General features: G+C 39.5%; 19 protein-coding genes. 15 read left to right on the top strand and 4 right to left on the bottom strand.

The genetic code is table 11. From position 1 onward, the window contains the following. Positions 1-48: 48 nt before the first annotated feature. From ACSAZL_RS21430 to ACSAZL_RS21420, 3 genes are all read right to left on the bottom strand, one after another. Positions 49-1,776, bottom strand: coding sequence for a right-handed parallel beta-helix repeat-containing protein (locus ACSAZL_RS21430; protein ID WP_440946566.1), 1,728 nt, complete (start codon positions 1,774-1,776; stop codon positions 49-51). Positions 1,777-2,327: 551 nt separating this feature from the next. Further along, complete coding sequence (locus ACSAZL_RS21425) at positions 2,328-2,849, bottom strand: hypothetical protein (RefSeq protein ID WP_440946565.1); 522 nt, start codon at positions 2,847-2,849, stop codon at positions 2,328-2,330. Between the two features lie 185 nt (positions 2,850-3,034). Then, a complete protein-coding gene (locus ACSAZL_RS21420) occupies positions 3,035-3,421 on the bottom strand; it encodes an ArsR/SmtB family transcription factor (protein WP_440946564.1) in 387 nt (128 codons plus the stop codon). A gap of 249 nt (positions 3,422-3,670) precedes the next feature. Here ACSAZL_RS21420 and ACSAZL_RS21415 point away from each other — a divergent pair, with 249 nt between their 5' ends. The 14 genes from ACSAZL_RS21415 to ACSAZL_RS21350 all read left to right on the top strand — a co-directional run bounded on the left by ACSAZL_RS21415 (position 3,671) and on the right by ACSAZL_RS21350 (position 12,970). Further along, positions 3,671-4,120, top strand: a complete 450-nt coding sequence (locus ACSAZL_RS21415; RefSeq protein WP_440946563.1) for a hypothetical protein — start codon at positions 3,671-3,673, stop codon at positions 4,118-4,120. 40 nt (positions 4,121-4,160) lie between these two features. Continuing rightward, positions 4,161-4,880 carry a DUF1673 domain-containing protein gene (locus ACSAZL_RS21410; RefSeq protein ID WP_440946562.1) on the top strand — a complete coding sequence of 240 codons (720 nt, stop codon included), beginning with the start codon at positions 4,161-4,163 and terminating at the stop codon, positions 4,878-4,880. A 5-nt stretch (positions 4,881-4,885) separates the two neighbouring features. Then, positions 4,886-5,521, top strand: coding sequence for a DUF1673 domain-containing protein (locus tag ACSAZL_RS21405; protein WP_440946561.1), 636 nt, complete (start codon positions 4,886-4,888; stop codon positions 5,519-5,521). Continuing rightward, positions 5,518-6,123, top strand: coding sequence for a DUF1673 domain-containing protein (locus ACSAZL_RS21400; protein WP_440946560.1), 606 nt, complete (start codon positions 5,518-5,520; stop codon positions 6,121-6,123). Before ACSAZL_RS21405 ends, ACSAZL_RS21400 begins: the two co-directional genes overlap by 4 nt. Then, complete coding sequence (locus ACSAZL_RS21395) at positions 6,124-6,753, top strand: DUF1673 domain-containing protein (RefSeq protein ID WP_440946559.1); 630 nt, start codon at positions 6,124-6,126, stop codon at positions 6,751-6,753. It begins immediately after the preceding gene. 29 nt (positions 6,754-6,782) lie between these two features. Further along, positions 6,783-7,343, top strand: a complete 561-nt coding sequence (locus tag ACSAZL_RS21390; RefSeq protein WP_052721747.1) for a DUF1673 domain-containing protein — start codon at positions 6,783-6,785, stop codon at positions 7,341-7,343. A 3-nt stretch (positions 7,344-7,346) separates the two neighbouring features. Then, positions 7,347-7,991, top strand: a complete 645-nt coding sequence (locus ACSAZL_RS21385; RefSeq protein WP_440946558.1) for a DUF1673 domain-containing protein — start codon at positions 7,347-7,349, stop codon at positions 7,989-7,991. Further along, the gene (locus tag ACSAZL_RS21380) at positions 7,988-8,599 is read left to right on the top strand and encodes a DUF1673 domain-containing protein (RefSeq protein ID WP_440946557.1); all 612 of its coding nucleotides are present in this window, start codon (positions 7,988-7,990) and stop codon (positions 8,597-8,599) included. The genes ACSAZL_RS21385 and ACSAZL_RS21380 overlap by 4 nt, the downstream gene beginning before the upstream one ends. Then, complete coding sequence (locus ACSAZL_RS21375) at positions 8,600-9,223, top strand: DUF1673 domain-containing protein (RefSeq protein WP_440946556.1); 624 nt, start codon at positions 8,600-8,602, stop codon at positions 9,221-9,223. Then, positions 9,224-9,958 (top strand): hypothetical protein, encoded by a 735-nt coding sequence (locus ACSAZL_RS21370; RefSeq protein WP_440946555.1) that lies wholly within the window; start codon positions 9,224-9,226, stop codon positions 9,956-9,958. Between the two features lies 1 nt (position 9,959). Beyond that, positions 9,960-10,595, top strand: a complete 636-nt coding sequence (locus ACSAZL_RS21365; RefSeq protein ID WP_440946554.1) for a DUF1673 domain-containing protein — start codon at positions 9,960-9,962, stop codon at positions 10,593-10,595. Beyond that, the gene (locus ACSAZL_RS21360) at positions 10,595-11,323 is read left to right on the top strand and encodes a DUF1673 family protein (protein ID WP_440946553.1); all 729 of its coding nucleotides are present in this window, start codon (positions 10,595-10,597) and stop codon (positions 11,321-11,323) included. The genes ACSAZL_RS21365 and ACSAZL_RS21360 overlap by 1 nt, the downstream gene beginning before the upstream one ends. Position 11,324: 1 nt before the next feature. After that, the gene (locus tag ACSAZL_RS21355) at positions 11,325-12,062 is read left to right on the top strand and encodes a DUF1673 domain-containing protein (protein ID WP_440946552.1); all 738 of its coding nucleotides are present in this window, start codon (positions 11,325-11,327) and stop codon (positions 12,060-12,062) included. Between the two features lie 143 nt (positions 12,063-12,205). Next, the gene (locus ACSAZL_RS21350; protein ID WP_440946551.1) at positions 12,206-12,970 is read left to right on the top strand and encodes a DUF1673 family protein; all 765 of its coding nucleotides are present in this window, start codon (positions 12,206-12,208) and stop codon (positions 12,968-12,970) included. 93 nt (positions 12,971-13,063) lie between these two features. Here ACSAZL_RS21350 and ACSAZL_RS21345 read toward each other — a convergent pair whose 3' ends face one another. Beyond that, positions 13,064-13,537, bottom strand: coding sequence for a DUF5788 family protein (locus tag ACSAZL_RS21345; RefSeq protein ID WP_440946550.1), 474 nt, complete (start codon positions 13,535-13,537; stop codon positions 13,064-13,066). A 575-nt stretch (positions 13,538-14,112) separates the two neighbouring features. Between ACSAZL_RS21345 and ACSAZL_RS21340 the strand changes: the two genes are divergently transcribed. After that, positions 14,113-14,607 carry a hypothetical protein gene (locus ACSAZL_RS21340; protein ID WP_440946549.1) on the top strand — a complete coding sequence of 165 codons (495 nt, stop codon included), beginning with the start codon at positions 14,113-14,115 and terminating at the stop codon, positions 14,605-14,607. Positions 14,608-14,690: the final 83 nt, after the last annotated feature.

Below are 14,690 nucleotides of genomic sequence, written 5' to 3'. Positions count from 1 at the left end.
GTCTGCAATTGTATCCGGCACTGAGATCTGGTTTGGACCTCATTTTGATTAAATAAATATCTGGTCAAGGATCTCTTCAATCCAGGATTTATCCTGTATTTTCCTCAGGCGGATCGTATTGTTGTAGATGCGGTTTTCAGTTGAGTCTTTACTCACAAGAAGCCCTTTTTCGCATTCAAAGAGCTGATTGTCATGTACGGAATTTTCGTTGCTGGTATCTTCAAGGGAAATTCCATGCGTATTAGCCCACAATTCATTCCGGACAAGAGTGTTTCCGGAAGAGGTTTCCAGGCTTATCCCGCATTGGAAATTATTATTGGCACTGTTATTATCAAGTTGATTTTCCGCCGCTTTTAGCAGATAAAAGCCTGCCCGGATGTTGCAGGCCGCAATATTGGACTCGATGGTGTTTCCCATGCTTTCCTCTATTCTGAACCCTGAGGAAAAATCCTCTGCGCGGTTTTCAAAGAGCCGGTTTTCATCCGAACCTTTAAGGTAAATTCCATTGTTTCCTCTTTCCATAATATTGGCCCTGAAAAGGCTTCTGTCAGAGTTTTCTATTACGAGAGCTTCATTGTTCGAGTCAAGGTGATTACTTTCCAGAACGCAGTCCGTGCAGTTCCGGAGAAAAATCCCGTGTTCCATACCCGATACCCTATTTTTTAAAAGTGTGCAGTTTCCGGCCCCTAGAAGGAGAAGACCCGCCTCAGGTCTCTCTCCCCAATCGGATTTGATCACAAAACCCTGAGCAGTTATATTATCGGCATTTATTTCAAGAGCCGGAAAATCAGGCTCAGCCGGAATAATTATTACATTATCAAGCGGCCTTGTCTGGAAAATTACGAATTCTCCGGCATCGTCGCCAGGCACAGAATTTCCGTATTCAATAACCTCATCATCAACTTCATATTGCCCGAAATCCGTATCCTTTAAATCCACCTCTCTTATTCTCTGAAAAAGGTCCCGGTATGCCGTACTTACTCCCTGAATCCTGTCCAAGGTTCTATTTTCGTCTTCCGTCAGGTACAATTTGACCGAAGGGGCAAAGCTTCTGTTTTCAATTATGTTTTCTGAAATATTGGTAGAAACGTTTTCAGCCATGTTTTCAAGCCCTGCTCTTTCAGTAATATTTCCCTCGTTATCACCATCAAGCTCTCTTTCTGATGAAATAAGATAAGCGTAAACAACCTTACCCCTTCTGACAAAACCGATAGGATATTTTCTTCGGATTTCCTGAACCGATTCTTCGAGTACGAGCTTTTCTGATTCCGAAAAGGGTCCATTATTTATTTCTTTGAGCAGGTCTATCTGCCCGGAAGCATCAAGAATCAACAGCAGATAATCAGAACTTGCTTTTTTGATTGAGGGAGAAATGTATATTAAGGTTTCATACATGGGGTCAAGGCCAAATTCTTCCGTGATTTTATCGGTTTCTGCCATTATTTTACCGAACTCTGAACTATCAGAATCACTGCTCTCCTGGAGGGCGAAGGAAGCATCCCTGTCTTCTGCAATCAATGTTAGATATTTGTCCACAACCACATTTTCATTGTATTCCCCTGCATATACGAAAACCGTGTCTCCCTCTTCTGCCATGTCCACAGCGGCCTGGATGCTGCGGGAATCGCCCCATCCCTGCGCATCCACAGTAACTGTTTTGGCAGAGATAGAGCCTGTGAATGCAAGCAGTAAGAAGCAGAGGGCCACCACGCAACAGACAAAAATGCGGGGCTTGGCCTTCCATCCGTTTCGTATGTATTCTAAAGTCCTTTTCATGACAGTTCATCTCTCAAGCAGTTTTTTCATGCTAATTCTTTTTTCATGCTGATTCATCTATCTGCAGACTTTGAGATAGAAGGAGACTGAGGGAGCCAACCTATCGGGCAGTTTCCTCTTTGCCTGGCATCGATAAATAGATTTTTGACAAAAATTCCGAAAAAAAGACTTGCGTTTATTGGAAATCGTTTTCCAATTTTACCTGGAAACACTTGCCTGTATACTTTTTTCAAAATAAGCAAAGAAATTCACAGTTTTTATGAAGTAAAAGAGTTTGTCTATGTAACAATTCCTATTTACCCTTTCGGGAGTAGAACTTATAAATAATATGTATTACGCACGTCCGGATGTTTACTTTGCAAACATCCTTCCTATGAACAGGGCTCGAACATGAATTAAACATGAATTAAACATGAATTAAACATGAATTAAACATGAATTAAACATGAATTAAACATGAATTAAACATGAATTAAACATGAATTAAACATGAATTAAATATGTAAATTAAGTATATGAATTGAATAAGACCTGATTTAGCGACATGGTTATCACTGTCTTGCAAATACAATTCCGGAACTCAGGTTTTCAACTCTGTCCGCAACAACAATATTTCCCTGGATTCCGAGCTTTTTTCCCCTGTACCATTTACCCCTAATGCTAAGTTTGTCATCTTTTGAAACAAAACAGAGTCCATGATATAGAACCAATGTTGTTCCGCTCTCATATGCTATGGAAAATATACTCTCGTACTTGGAAAACACACCTCCAAACGCAATCATAATTAAAGGCACACCGATGAAGAAAAATGGCCTTTCATAAACTCTGGAATCGCCCAGGCACGTAGATTCAATGCCAAAAGATTCGGATTTCTCATTTCCCCTGTAATAGGATGAGCTCAAAGGATCTGCGATAATCGGCAAAAAAAGGAGCATACCTGCAATCAGAATAATCATTACCGCAACTATAATGCCCCAGAGGAGCTGGCCCATGAAATAGGAATAAAAAAGTACTGACGCCACAATAAGTATTATAACTATCAAGATAATGGTAGAGTTTGATCTTTCAGTCAAAATTTAACCTCTTTATACTCATGTTTTTACTTATATTTCATTCGTTGATAATATAAAATAGAATTAATCCAAAAACTCAGATTTTATCAAAACAATATATTTTGAACAAATTGAGAACCACCGCATTCAGTTACTTCTGCAGTTTGAGAGGATAATATCAGTTTTTAACAAATTCTAAAAAAATATTAGTCTCCGTCGATGCAGAAGTTTTCTTGCGTATTTTTTAAGAACATGCCAAGGATTTCTTCCTTGCAGCTATTCCTGCATCCCGGCACAAGAACTATTATTTTTTCAACCGGCTCGTAAATCTTTATTTTTCTTCCCCTCTGGCTCCATTTAATCTCTGAAACTCTGATCATACCCGCATCTAAAAGGGAATCAAGATTGTATTTGAGAGTGCTTAAGCCCAAACTGAGGTTTTCTGCAAGTTCACCTGCTGACATATCTTTATCTTCCAGAAGCTTCAGAATTTTTAGAGAGTTTGTATTAGAAAGAGCCTGTATTAGTTTTCGGGACTCTTCCGAAAGGAATAGAATCTCCAAATTTTTTTCTGAATAGTCCTCCTTCAGCATATTAAAACCTCAAACCCAGCTTCTAACTTATATTAGCATAGAATCTAATTGGAATTATATACTATTCAATAAATATTCATATTTGTAAACAAATTTTAACCTTGTTCCATATATTCTTTATGGCCATATCATCTAACTATTCTAAACAAAACTCCAGGATTTCCCTTCAGACAAAGATTTTCAGTAAAGTGGCTCAAAAAAGTTAAGAAGATCGAAAACTATATATAGTCAACATTCACATGTTTACTTATGTTCCTTCCGGCAGGTGAAAAACAATTTGAATTCTGGGTTCTGCGCCGAAACGGGCTCCCAAACATCAATATTGCAAAGCATTTCGGGGTCTCCAGACAGGCAGTCTCGCGAGCCCTCCTCAGTATGGATAAACGTATAGAAGAGACTTTGCTTGAGATGGCCAGGGCAAACAGGATAGAAGTGGAGAAACTGGACTCAAAGAAAGGAATCCTCTTTGGGAGATCTATTCCTTTCAAAGCCAACGCAATAATCTTTGTCTCAACAAAACACGGAATGCAGGTCTGGTACGAACACGAAGGAGAATGCGGGTCCTGCGACCGGTACAGGGAATGTATCGAACTCCTCTGGGACTTTGCAGAAGAAATGCAACTCAAACTTCAGAGTACAGAAGATCCCACAAAGATTGCAGATGAATTGTTTGAGAAATTAAAAGAGTCGATCGAATAGGCCTGGGTAAAGGCAAATAAAATTAAAGGAAGGGTAAACGATGGATGTATTCATAAAAAGTATCAGGAAACTGATGGGATGGTGTCCTAATGCTAAAGCACTTGAAACCAGGCATTCCATCTGCCCTGAATATCCGGAAGCTGATAACCAATCCGGAGGAAAAGATGCCGGGAATTCTCCGGTTCCATCTCCCGGCTGGTGGAACAAACGTCATAACAGGTCATTAATAGATTCCTCCGTGTTTACTCTCTTTTCCATATATTTGATCAGATTCCAGGGAGTTAGCCCCGTGGATGAACGTTTCATGTCCGGGGTAATTTTAGGAATTATTTTTAACCTGAGCCTCTGTATCCGGACCTGGAATTATCTGGATGACATAAAGAACTCAAGCAGACAAAGAAAAATTATAACTGTATCGTCAAAAGAGATAATAATAAAGTTAATAAATATAATAATAGCATTGGTAATACTGTATCTCTTATTTTCACAATTTAACTGGGGACTCGTTTTGTTTTTAATCTCTGCTTTTTGTTTGATAGCTTTGTTGCACTACTTTAAGTTTGATTTCTCTCCCATGGTGTTTCTTTTTTACTTAGGTTCACTCAACACGGTATTTTCATCTGGCATAGCCGGCATTTGTTTGACAGCTTTTCTGTATTATCTTACGGATGTATACTGGGAACAGAGGAATGGAAAAATAGTGCTTGTATATGACCGTAAAATGTCAGAGATCTGTATCGTAAATGCGGAAGCGGAGTAACGACCATGACCCTGAAATATATCAAAAAAATCATGGGCTGGTGTCCCTACTCAAAAGCACTTGAAACCGGACCCCGAATTAGCCTTGATAATTTTGAAGCCCCTCCCCGATCAGGGGGCGGAAAAACCGGAAGTATGGGGACCATTTCCCGATTTACCAGGCAATTTACCAGGCTGAGAAACCGGGTCCTTGCAGTAAGCATTTATCTTACACTCCTTTATTTTGTCATGTTATCCCGATGGGGAATAAACCCGGAAGCTTTCCTTGAAGGGCTTGGCCTTTCGCTGCTGCTCACAACCCTCTTCTGGAAAAAGCAGATGCAACAGTACGACGCCCTGGCAAAAAAACCTGTGGTTAGCAGTTCCGGCAAGAACAGGTTTCTCCGGATATTTTTTGCAATAATTCTGCTTATGATTTCGGTTCTGGTCTTTTTGCCTTATGTTGTCCGAACTATTTTCCATAACATTCAAACCCTCTATTCATTCGGTGCAGGTGCAATATTCTTCATATGGATCAGTTACCTGCAAATCATTTACTGGGAGCGGAAAAACAATATGAAAATTTGTACGAAAAGTGAAGGCGGGTTCAGGAAAACATATTCAAGGGAAATATGCCCTGAGGGAAAGAGGGGACTGGAATGAACGGGAAAGGAGAATTCATCAAAAAGTTCATGGGATGGTGCCCGAATGCCAGAGTACATGAAGCCAGACAGTACGTAAATCTTGAGCGTTTTGAGTTAGATACGCCAGCCGGAGCAGGAGGAGAAGATGGAGATATGAAAAATCCGGAACGGCTACGGAAAGCAAGTACTCGAATTCTTCTATATGGCATTTTTTTTACATCCGTGTGTTTTCTGGTACTTAATCAAACAGGCATAAACCCGATCTTTTTACTTGCCGGATTTTTCACTGCCCTCGTCCATGTCGCATTTTACTGGAAGATTCAAATGGAAAGATACGATGCCCTGGTAAAGAGATCAGTTGTTGAACATTCGAATAAGAAAAAAAGTATTATACTAACGATTCCGTATGCGCTTTATTTTGTGCTATTTTTCCTTAGTATCATTGTTGGTCGCGAACATTCCCTGCAAGCAATGATTTCATTCGGTACGGGTTTAATGGTTGGAATTTGGCTTGTCTATTTCCAAATAATATATTGGGAGAAAATTAATCACGTAACGATTTACTTCGACAAAGGTTGTGGAATGGAGAAAAAGTCGTATATCGTGAGGGAGGGAGAATAAATGCCCGTTAAGATCCTTGTTTTTGACCAGATCAAGAAGTTTATGGGATGGTGCCCGAATGCAAAAAAACTTGAAACAGGACCCCGAATCAGCTCTGCTGATTTTGAAGCATATGATCGATCAGGAAAAGAAAAAGCAAGAAGTCCGGAGGTTCTAGGCCCCCATTCCAGGCTTTATACCCAGCTCCTCCTGCTACCAATGTTCTTTGCTCCTGTTTATATAAACCTATTTCAAAAAGGTATAAACACAGAAGCTTTCCTTCTTGGCCTTTTACTTTCTTTACCGATCTATTTGCTCGGCTGGAAAAAGCAGATGTATCAATACGACGCTGCAAAAGAAAAAACTGTTATTTCTCCTTCCTTCAGAAAAATATTCTTCTATGTTTTCTTATTCCCATTTTTAAGTTTGGGTTTACTCATAGCTTTCTTACCTTATATCTCGTCTCATGCAGCTTATCTTTTTAACGATCAGATACTGTACTCTTTCTTTTCAGGAACTATGATTCTGATGTGGGGTTTCTATTTCCAGCTAATTTACTGGGAGAGGAAAAACCATGTAAAAATGTATGTGAAGAGAGAGAAGGGACAGCACAAACTGTATGTCCTTAGAGAAAAGGGGGGAGAACCATAAGCCGGGAATCCAGATACATAAAAAAACTGATGGGATGGTGCCCGAATGCAAAAAAGCCAGGGACTGAATACCAAATTGCTCATGAAAATTTTGGAGTATACAGCCAGTCAGGAAATGAGAAATCCCGAGTCCTCCCTACACCTTTGAGCAAATTTTCCAGACTTTGCACTTATGTCCTTTTGATAGACACGGGATTTACCTTTGCTTATGGTTTGCTTCTGGCCAGGATTGGAGTAAATACAGGAGCATTCCTTGCCGGACTGATCGTTTGCCTTACAATCAGCATCTATGATTGGAAGAGACAGATGCGGAGGTATGATACCCTTGAGAAAAATCCCGTGGTTGATAATTCCGATAAACAAAAACTTACCTGGATTTTTACCGCCATAATTTCCCTCATAGTCTTTCTCTCGTATACGAACCGTGTTCTTAACATGCAATTGACATTTTCCGTTGGAGCAGGAGCTGTTGCATCAATGTGGTTGAGTTATTTCCAGATACTATACTGGGAAAGTGAAAACCATAAAAAAATCTACATCAACAGGAGATGCGGGAAGTGGAAAACCTCGTATTTGATCAGGGAGAAATGAGAAATGCCCGTGAAACTCGTTGCTTTTGAGCAGATCAAAAAACTGATGGGATGGTGCCCGAATGCAAAAACACTCGAAACCGGATCCCGGATTAGCCCTGCCAATTTTGAAGCATATGCTCCTCAATCCGGAGGAGAAAAAGCCAGGAATCAGGAGGTTCCGAACCGATTTTCCAGGCTCTTCTCCAGGTTTGACGTTAGAATTCTTCTGCCAACACTATTCTTTACTTTTTATCTCATAAATTTGCTATCCCAAAAGGGTATAAACTCAGAGGCTTTCCTTCTAGGCCTTTCACTTTCTTTACTTACCTATTTGCTCGGCTGGAAAAAGCAGATGAATAAGTACGATACCCTGGCAAAAAAACCTGCTGTTGCTCCTTCCTTTAAAAAAACATTCTTCCGGGTTTTCTTAGTCATAATTTTGGGCTTAATTTTGTTCATGGTTTTACTGTCTCATCTGTCTCATATACTCCATTTTCTTAACGCTCAGTCAATGTATTCTTTTATTGCAGGGGCTTGGATACTGATGTGGGGAAGTTATTTTCAGTTAATTTACTGGGAAAAGAAAAAACAAATGAAAATTTATATAAAAAGTGAAAAGGGGTTCCAAAAAATGTATGCCTCTGAAGAAAAGGAGGAGAAACTGTGAACCTGAATACCGAATACATTAAAAAATTGATAGGTTGGTGCCCGAATGTCAGAGCATCTGAAGCCAGACTAAATGTTAGCTTTGAGAATTTTAATTCTGATATTCCTGAAAGAGCAGGGAAAGAAAACAGAGGTCCGAAAAATTTGGGATGGTTCCGGAAAGCAAGTACGCGACCCCTTCTCATTTATACTTTTTTTACTCTCATTTATCTCATGGTATTTCATCAAATAGGCATAAGCCCGATCTTTTTACTTGCCGGATCTTTCAGTTCTCTATTTCCCAGCATATTTTTCTGGAAGAAACAAATGCAAAAATATGACGCACTGATAAAAAAACCAGTTACTGAGTGTTCAAATAAAAGAAAAATGAGTATATTCGCGACCATATTTGCAGTTTATTTTGTAATGTCTTACATAATGTCTTACCTTGATGCTAATGCTGGGGGACTTGCCGTTCAAGCAATGATTTCATTCGTTGGGGGTTTCCTGGTCAGTATGTGGCTTGAATATCTTCAGATACTTTACTGGGAAAGGAAAAATCATAAAATAATTTATATCGACAAAGGCTACGGGTGTAAGAAGTCGTACATAATTCTGGAGAGAGAATAAATGCCCGCTAAAATCTTTGTTTTTGATCAGGTTAAAAAGCTTATGGGATGGTGTCCGAATGCCAGAGCGTCTGAAGCCAGACAGCATTCTAGCCTTGAAAATTTTGCTTCTGAGATCCCAGATAGAACAAGAGGAGAAAATGAAGATCTGAAAAATCCTGGATGGCTCCGGAAAACAAGTACTTATACTCTCCTGATTAACGCTTTTCTTTCACTTGCATATTTCCTGGTAATCGATCAATTGGGTATAAATCTAACTCTGAGTGCAAATCTAATCCTTTTACTTTCCGGATTTTTCATTGCCCTGTTTTTCGTTATATTTGACTGGAAGAAACAAATGCAGAGATATGACGCTCTCGTAAAACACCCGGTAATCGACTATTCAGATAAAAAATTGTATTACATACTTGCAGCTGTACTTTTCATTTTGATATATAATTTTTATATCGAAAACCAGGGACTTGATCTGCAAGCGATGTTTTCATTTGTGGGAGGTCTCGTGGTCGGAATATGGTCTTTCTATTTCCAGCTAATATATTGGGAGAAAAAGAACCACAAAACGATTTATTTCGACAAAAGCTATGGGACATGGAAGAAATCATACATTATTCGGGAGAAAAAATAAATGCCTGCCAAAGCTGCTGCATTTGAGCAGATAAAAAAACTGACGGGATGGTGCCCGGTTTGCGGAAAAATGGCATCGGAAAGAAGACAATTCTGTTCCTTTGCAAATACGGCCCCGGTTTCCGGAAAAATAGGAAATCTCCCCGAGTTCCGAACTTCAAATGTACTTTTTCCTGCAAACACAACTCTGTTCCTGATATATTTCATGATAAGTTTCAGGCTGCTCCTTTCCCTTAAGTATCCGAAGGAAATTCTTTTCTTCCTGACAGGTATCTTTTTGTTTAACATTTCTTTTTACTTCCTAATTCTCAAAACCTTCGACACAGCAGTTCTTGTAAATAAATTAGGGGTACATCTGCAGGCTTTCAGACTGAAGAAATTTGAAATTCCTTACGAAGAAATTGAAAGCATAACATTACACAGGCTTGAAAAACGTTCAAAGAAAGCATCTCTTCTCCTGGGAATTGGAGGCATTGCTATTTGCGGGTTCGTGGCCTACATAGCTGTAGGAAAAGGAGACTGGAATGTACCCATACTACTGATCTCCCTTCTCCCCCTCCTACTTTTTGCAGAGCGGAAACAAAGAACTCAGTTCTGGGACCTGAATACGCAGCTGTACATCAAGACCAGACACAAAAAGTGGTATGAATGGACCCCTTACTATTACTTAGTCACGGATGAAACCTCGGCTGAAGAGCTGAAATCGTCCATAGAAAGGCACTGCGAGGGTATATGAAATGGCTTTTATCGAATCTATCCGAAAAATGATGGGCTGGTGCCCTAATGCCAGAGCACATGAAACTCGGCATCCTCTTCATTCAAAATACTTTGTCGCGGATATCCCGACCAGAGGCGGTGATACCGGAAACTCGGAAAATCTAAGCTGGTTCCGGAAACTGAGCAGCAGGATTCTCCTGGTTGATTCTTTTCTTACACTTATATATTTCCTAGTAATGCCCCGTCTGGGTGTGAATATAGCTGCTTTACTTGCCGGGTTTTTCATTTTCGTAATTATTTTCATTTTTGACTGGAAAAAGCAGATGCACAGATACGATACCATAGCACAAAAACTAATTCTCGATAATTCCGGTATGAAAAAACTGTTCCGAATAATGAATCTGATTTTCTATGTAATGCTTTTTTGTTGGATTTTTTATTGGAGTATTTTAGGAGATGTAGAAAGAGATTATCTCATGGAAAAGATACTTCCTTTCTTTGAGGGGATCCTTTCTTTCTTTGCAGGCGGACTCGCTTCTATGTGGCTTGGCTGTCTCCAGATACTATACTGGGAAAAGAAGAATCACAAAACAATCTATTTAGATAAAAGGTATGGGAAGTGGAAAAACTCGTATATCATCAGAGAGGGGAGGTAATGACTTCCAAACTTATTGTTTTTAAACATGTCAAAAAATTGATGGGCTGGTGCCCGATTTGCAAGAACACAGCACAGCAAACAAAACAATCCCGTTCTTTTGCAAACTTGATTCCTATTTCCGGAAAAACAGGAAATTCACCGGAGTTCAGAACTTCAAATGTAGTTTTTCGTGCAAATACGAATCTTGTTTTTTTACTTTTCTATACAGGCATCAGCCTGCTTCTGAGGTATCCGGGGGATATTTCTTTCTTCATGATCGGCCTCTTACTGATTAACAGTTGTTACTACTTTCTATTTCTCAAAACCCTCGATGCAGCAGTTCTTGTAGATAGATTCGGGGTACATCTGCAGGCCTTCAAGCTGAAGAGATTGGAAATTCCTTATGAAGAGATTGAAAGAGTGGGTTCGTACAGGATTGAAAAGCGTTCAAAGAAAATGACCCTTCTTCTGATTCTCGGTGTAATTTTTTGTGCATTTGTGGTCTACCACATGGCTGTGGTAAAAGGAGAATGGAAAATACCCTTGCTATTGATCTCTATGCTTCCCTTCATACTATTTGGAGATAGGAAACAAAAAGCCCAATTCCGAGACCTGAATACGCAGCTGTACATCAAGACCAGACACAAAAAATGGTATGAATTGACTCCCTACTATTCCCTGATCACGGACGAAACCTCGGCTGCAGAGATTAAATCATCTATTGAAAGGCATCGTGAGGGCGTATGAAATGACTGTTATCGAAGCTCTCCGAAAATTAATGGGATGGTGCCCGATGAAAAATTCCCTCAGGAAAGGGTGGCAGGAAGGCAACTACCCGTTCTTTAAAATGGAAAATGGAAGTATTCAATTGGACCCCTCTCCTGTAGACCTGAGGAGAAACAAAATCCTTAAGGTGCGATATAGTCTCTTTGACAGGTGGACTGTAATAGTTGCTATTTTCACATTAATAATCTCCCTGCTTCTATGGATATATATTCCTGAAGACTCCTTTTTGATCATATTTTCAGGTCTTATTATGTTCCTTATACCTCTCATATTATTTCTTAACAGACCCAATATTGCTGAAGTAACATCCGGAAAAATCATAATCAAGAGACCTATGCGTAAACCACTTGTGATCGAAAAAGAAGACGTCATGCAAATCTCGGTAACAAGGACAGAAAATCATTACCTGCGCTGGCTGGTCCGCTCAATTTACGTTGTTTTTATACCAATTTACTTTGCAAAAGAGATAATGCCAACTTTGCAGGAAATGGAGAGGTCATTTCCGGAATACATTGATCTCAGCCTATTTCTGTTGAATCTTACAGTATTAGTAATGTTCCTTGTGGTGTTTTATAACCTCGAACTCATGGCGCCTTATCAGCGGATTCTTAAAGTTACTACACGTTCAAACCTGAAACTAAGTTTCTTTACCGATGATCCTGAAAAACTCACAGGAATTCTCAAAAAAGAAGAGGAGTAAGAAATAAAGGAAAAAACCTACAGCGGAATCTGAATACGCAGCTGATATTGAAACCAGTCCCTGTTGTTGAGGGACCCTTATCATTCCATAATCACGGACGAAGCCTCAGCTGCAGAGCTTAAATCATCTATTGGAAGGCATTTATGAAGGCGTATGAAATGGTTTTTGTGAAATACTTCCGAAAATTGATGGGCAGGTGCCCGATGAAAAACTCATTTGGGAAGAGATGGGGAGAAGACACCTTCTATGGATTCAAATTGAGAAATGAAAATATTCAATTGGACCCATCTCCCATGAACCCGCACGAAAGTAGAATTCCTAAGGTGCAAGTTAGCTTCTTTGACTTCTGGGCTCTAATAATTACTGTTTTCGTATCAATAATCTCTTTTGTAACCTCTTTGCTTGTATGGGCCTACATTCCTGAAGACTCTTTTTTGATTATATTTTCAGGCCTTGTTATTTTCCTTATACCTCTCATATTCTTTCTTAACCGTCCTAATACCGTCGAAGTAATGTCCGGAAAAATTGTAATCAAGAGACCTCTGCGTAAGCCAGTTGTTGTCGAAAAAGAAGATATCAGGCAAATCTCGGTAACAAATAACGAAAATCATTCCCTGCGCTGGTTGATCCGTTTATTTTATGTTATCTTTTTACCATTCTACCTTGGAGAGGGGATAATTAAAGCTTTACGGAATTTGGAAAGATCATTTCCAGACTATATTGTACTCAGTCTGTTTCTGGTGCGCCTTGCAGGAGTAGTATTTTTCCTCGTGCTGTATTACAATGTCGAAATCTTAGCGCCTTATCAACAAACCCTTAAAGTTACTACGAATTCAAACTTGAATCTTCAATTCTTTACCGAAGAACCGGAAGAACTCGTCACTATTCTCAAAAACGAAACGAAATAAAAAGGAAGACGAAAAAGTGGCCTAAAAAGAGGTCACCTGAAATTGTACCTTCCCAAAGTTATAAACACATAAGAAAGATAGAAAACAAACTCATCATTTTAGACTTTTAATAAGCTCCTGAAAGCGCTTTTCGTCCACTACCTTCTGGACATTGAGCATCCGCTTAAATTCATCAACACTTTTTTCCCCGCTTTTCCCCTCAAGTTTATCTTTCAGTTCCATTGCCGCCCGCAAAAGTCCGACCGTTTCTTCATAAAGGGTTTCTGCCTCAGCCTTTGTAAGTTTCTCGGTTTCGAGCAGTTCTTCATCTGCTTTTGCCCTTTCCTTCAGTTTGGGGATAAGAGCCCTGATTTCGGCAGCTTCATCCGGCCCGGGTAATTCCTTTTCTCCGAGGTCCCTTACCATGTCCCGAAGCCTGTATATCTCTCCATCTATCTCCACGCTTTCAGGGATTTTTTTCCCGGCCCAGGCAAATTCGCTCCTGAGGCTCCAGAGAAGTTTGTTGCGTTCCTGATAACTGATGTATTCGGCATCTGCCTCGTTTGCGCGGTTCTCATCTTTCAGCATAAATTTTTTCCTCAAATCCAATCTACTTTTATGATTTATCCGCCCGGCCTCATATTCTTTTCCATCCCGACTCCGGAAAACAGTTACAATCTACATCCAGAGGTCAGTACTTCCTTACCTTTAACCCGTACTCTGGAACAAGAATTAATCACATTTTCAAGCCAGTTATACTGCACTCTGATTTTTCTGTATCTATTTTTTTACTAAAATTTCGTTCTTCAGTATTAATTTTTTACCAGCATCTATGAAATAAATTGAAGAGTTTCATACTCGATTATCGTCCATTTCTCTTTTTTGATCAAAAAACAATAGCATTATGCCTTAAGAAAAAAGAGAAGACGAGTCTTTTATGGTACACATCTAATTAAGTAATTATTCCCATCTAAAACATAAATATTAATTTTATACAGAAAAGTATTAAATAATTCAGAGTATTATTATCATTTGGGGAATTTAGACTAACTGGCAGTCAGGTAGGGAGCCTGGGGAAGAGATAGAAGAATTAAAAATAATATTTCCTTATCTGAGCCTGTAAGATCATTTCCCCCACATAGATAGCAAAGGGAGTGCAAAACATGAGGTATTTGACTAAAATCTTAATGCTTACAGCCTGTTTGATCGCATTGAGTGGGGTTGCAGCAGCCTGCGACTGTGGAACTAATGAATGTACACCTAAAAGCCCTGGTTACTGGAAAAACCACCCGGAAGCATGGCCTGTGCAGACGATAACAATTGGTGATACCAGTTATGGTTATAAAACTTATACTATAGAACAGGCAATAGACATTATGCAGCACCCTGTGAAAGGAGATAAGGTTTACACCATGTTCGATGCGCTTATTGCCGCAAAACTGAACAAAGCAAACGGCTGCTGCCTGTCCTATGATGTAAATAACAAAGTTAATGAGGGAGACCTTTGGATGAGTAAATACTACTATGACAAAGATGAAAGCCCTATAAGAGCAAACAGTTCTCCCTGGCAGGACAGAACAAAAGTAGGATGTGGTGAGATTCCTAGTGGAGAAGACATATACCTGAAGCTTGATGCCTACAACAACGGGCAGTTATAATTAAAGAACATACAATTAAAGAACAGAATCAACCGAGCTAAAACCTCTTTCAGTCATATAATCTTTTGCCCCACCGGAAACCC

The organism is Methanosarcina mangrovi (assembly GCF_052057765.1).
Taxonomy (GTDB): domain Archaea; phylum Halobacteriota; class Methanosarcinia; order Methanosarcinales; family Methanosarcinaceae; genus Methanosarcina.
Note: the sequence above shows the minus strand (reverse complement) of the source record. Positions and strands in the feature narration are given on the sequence as shown.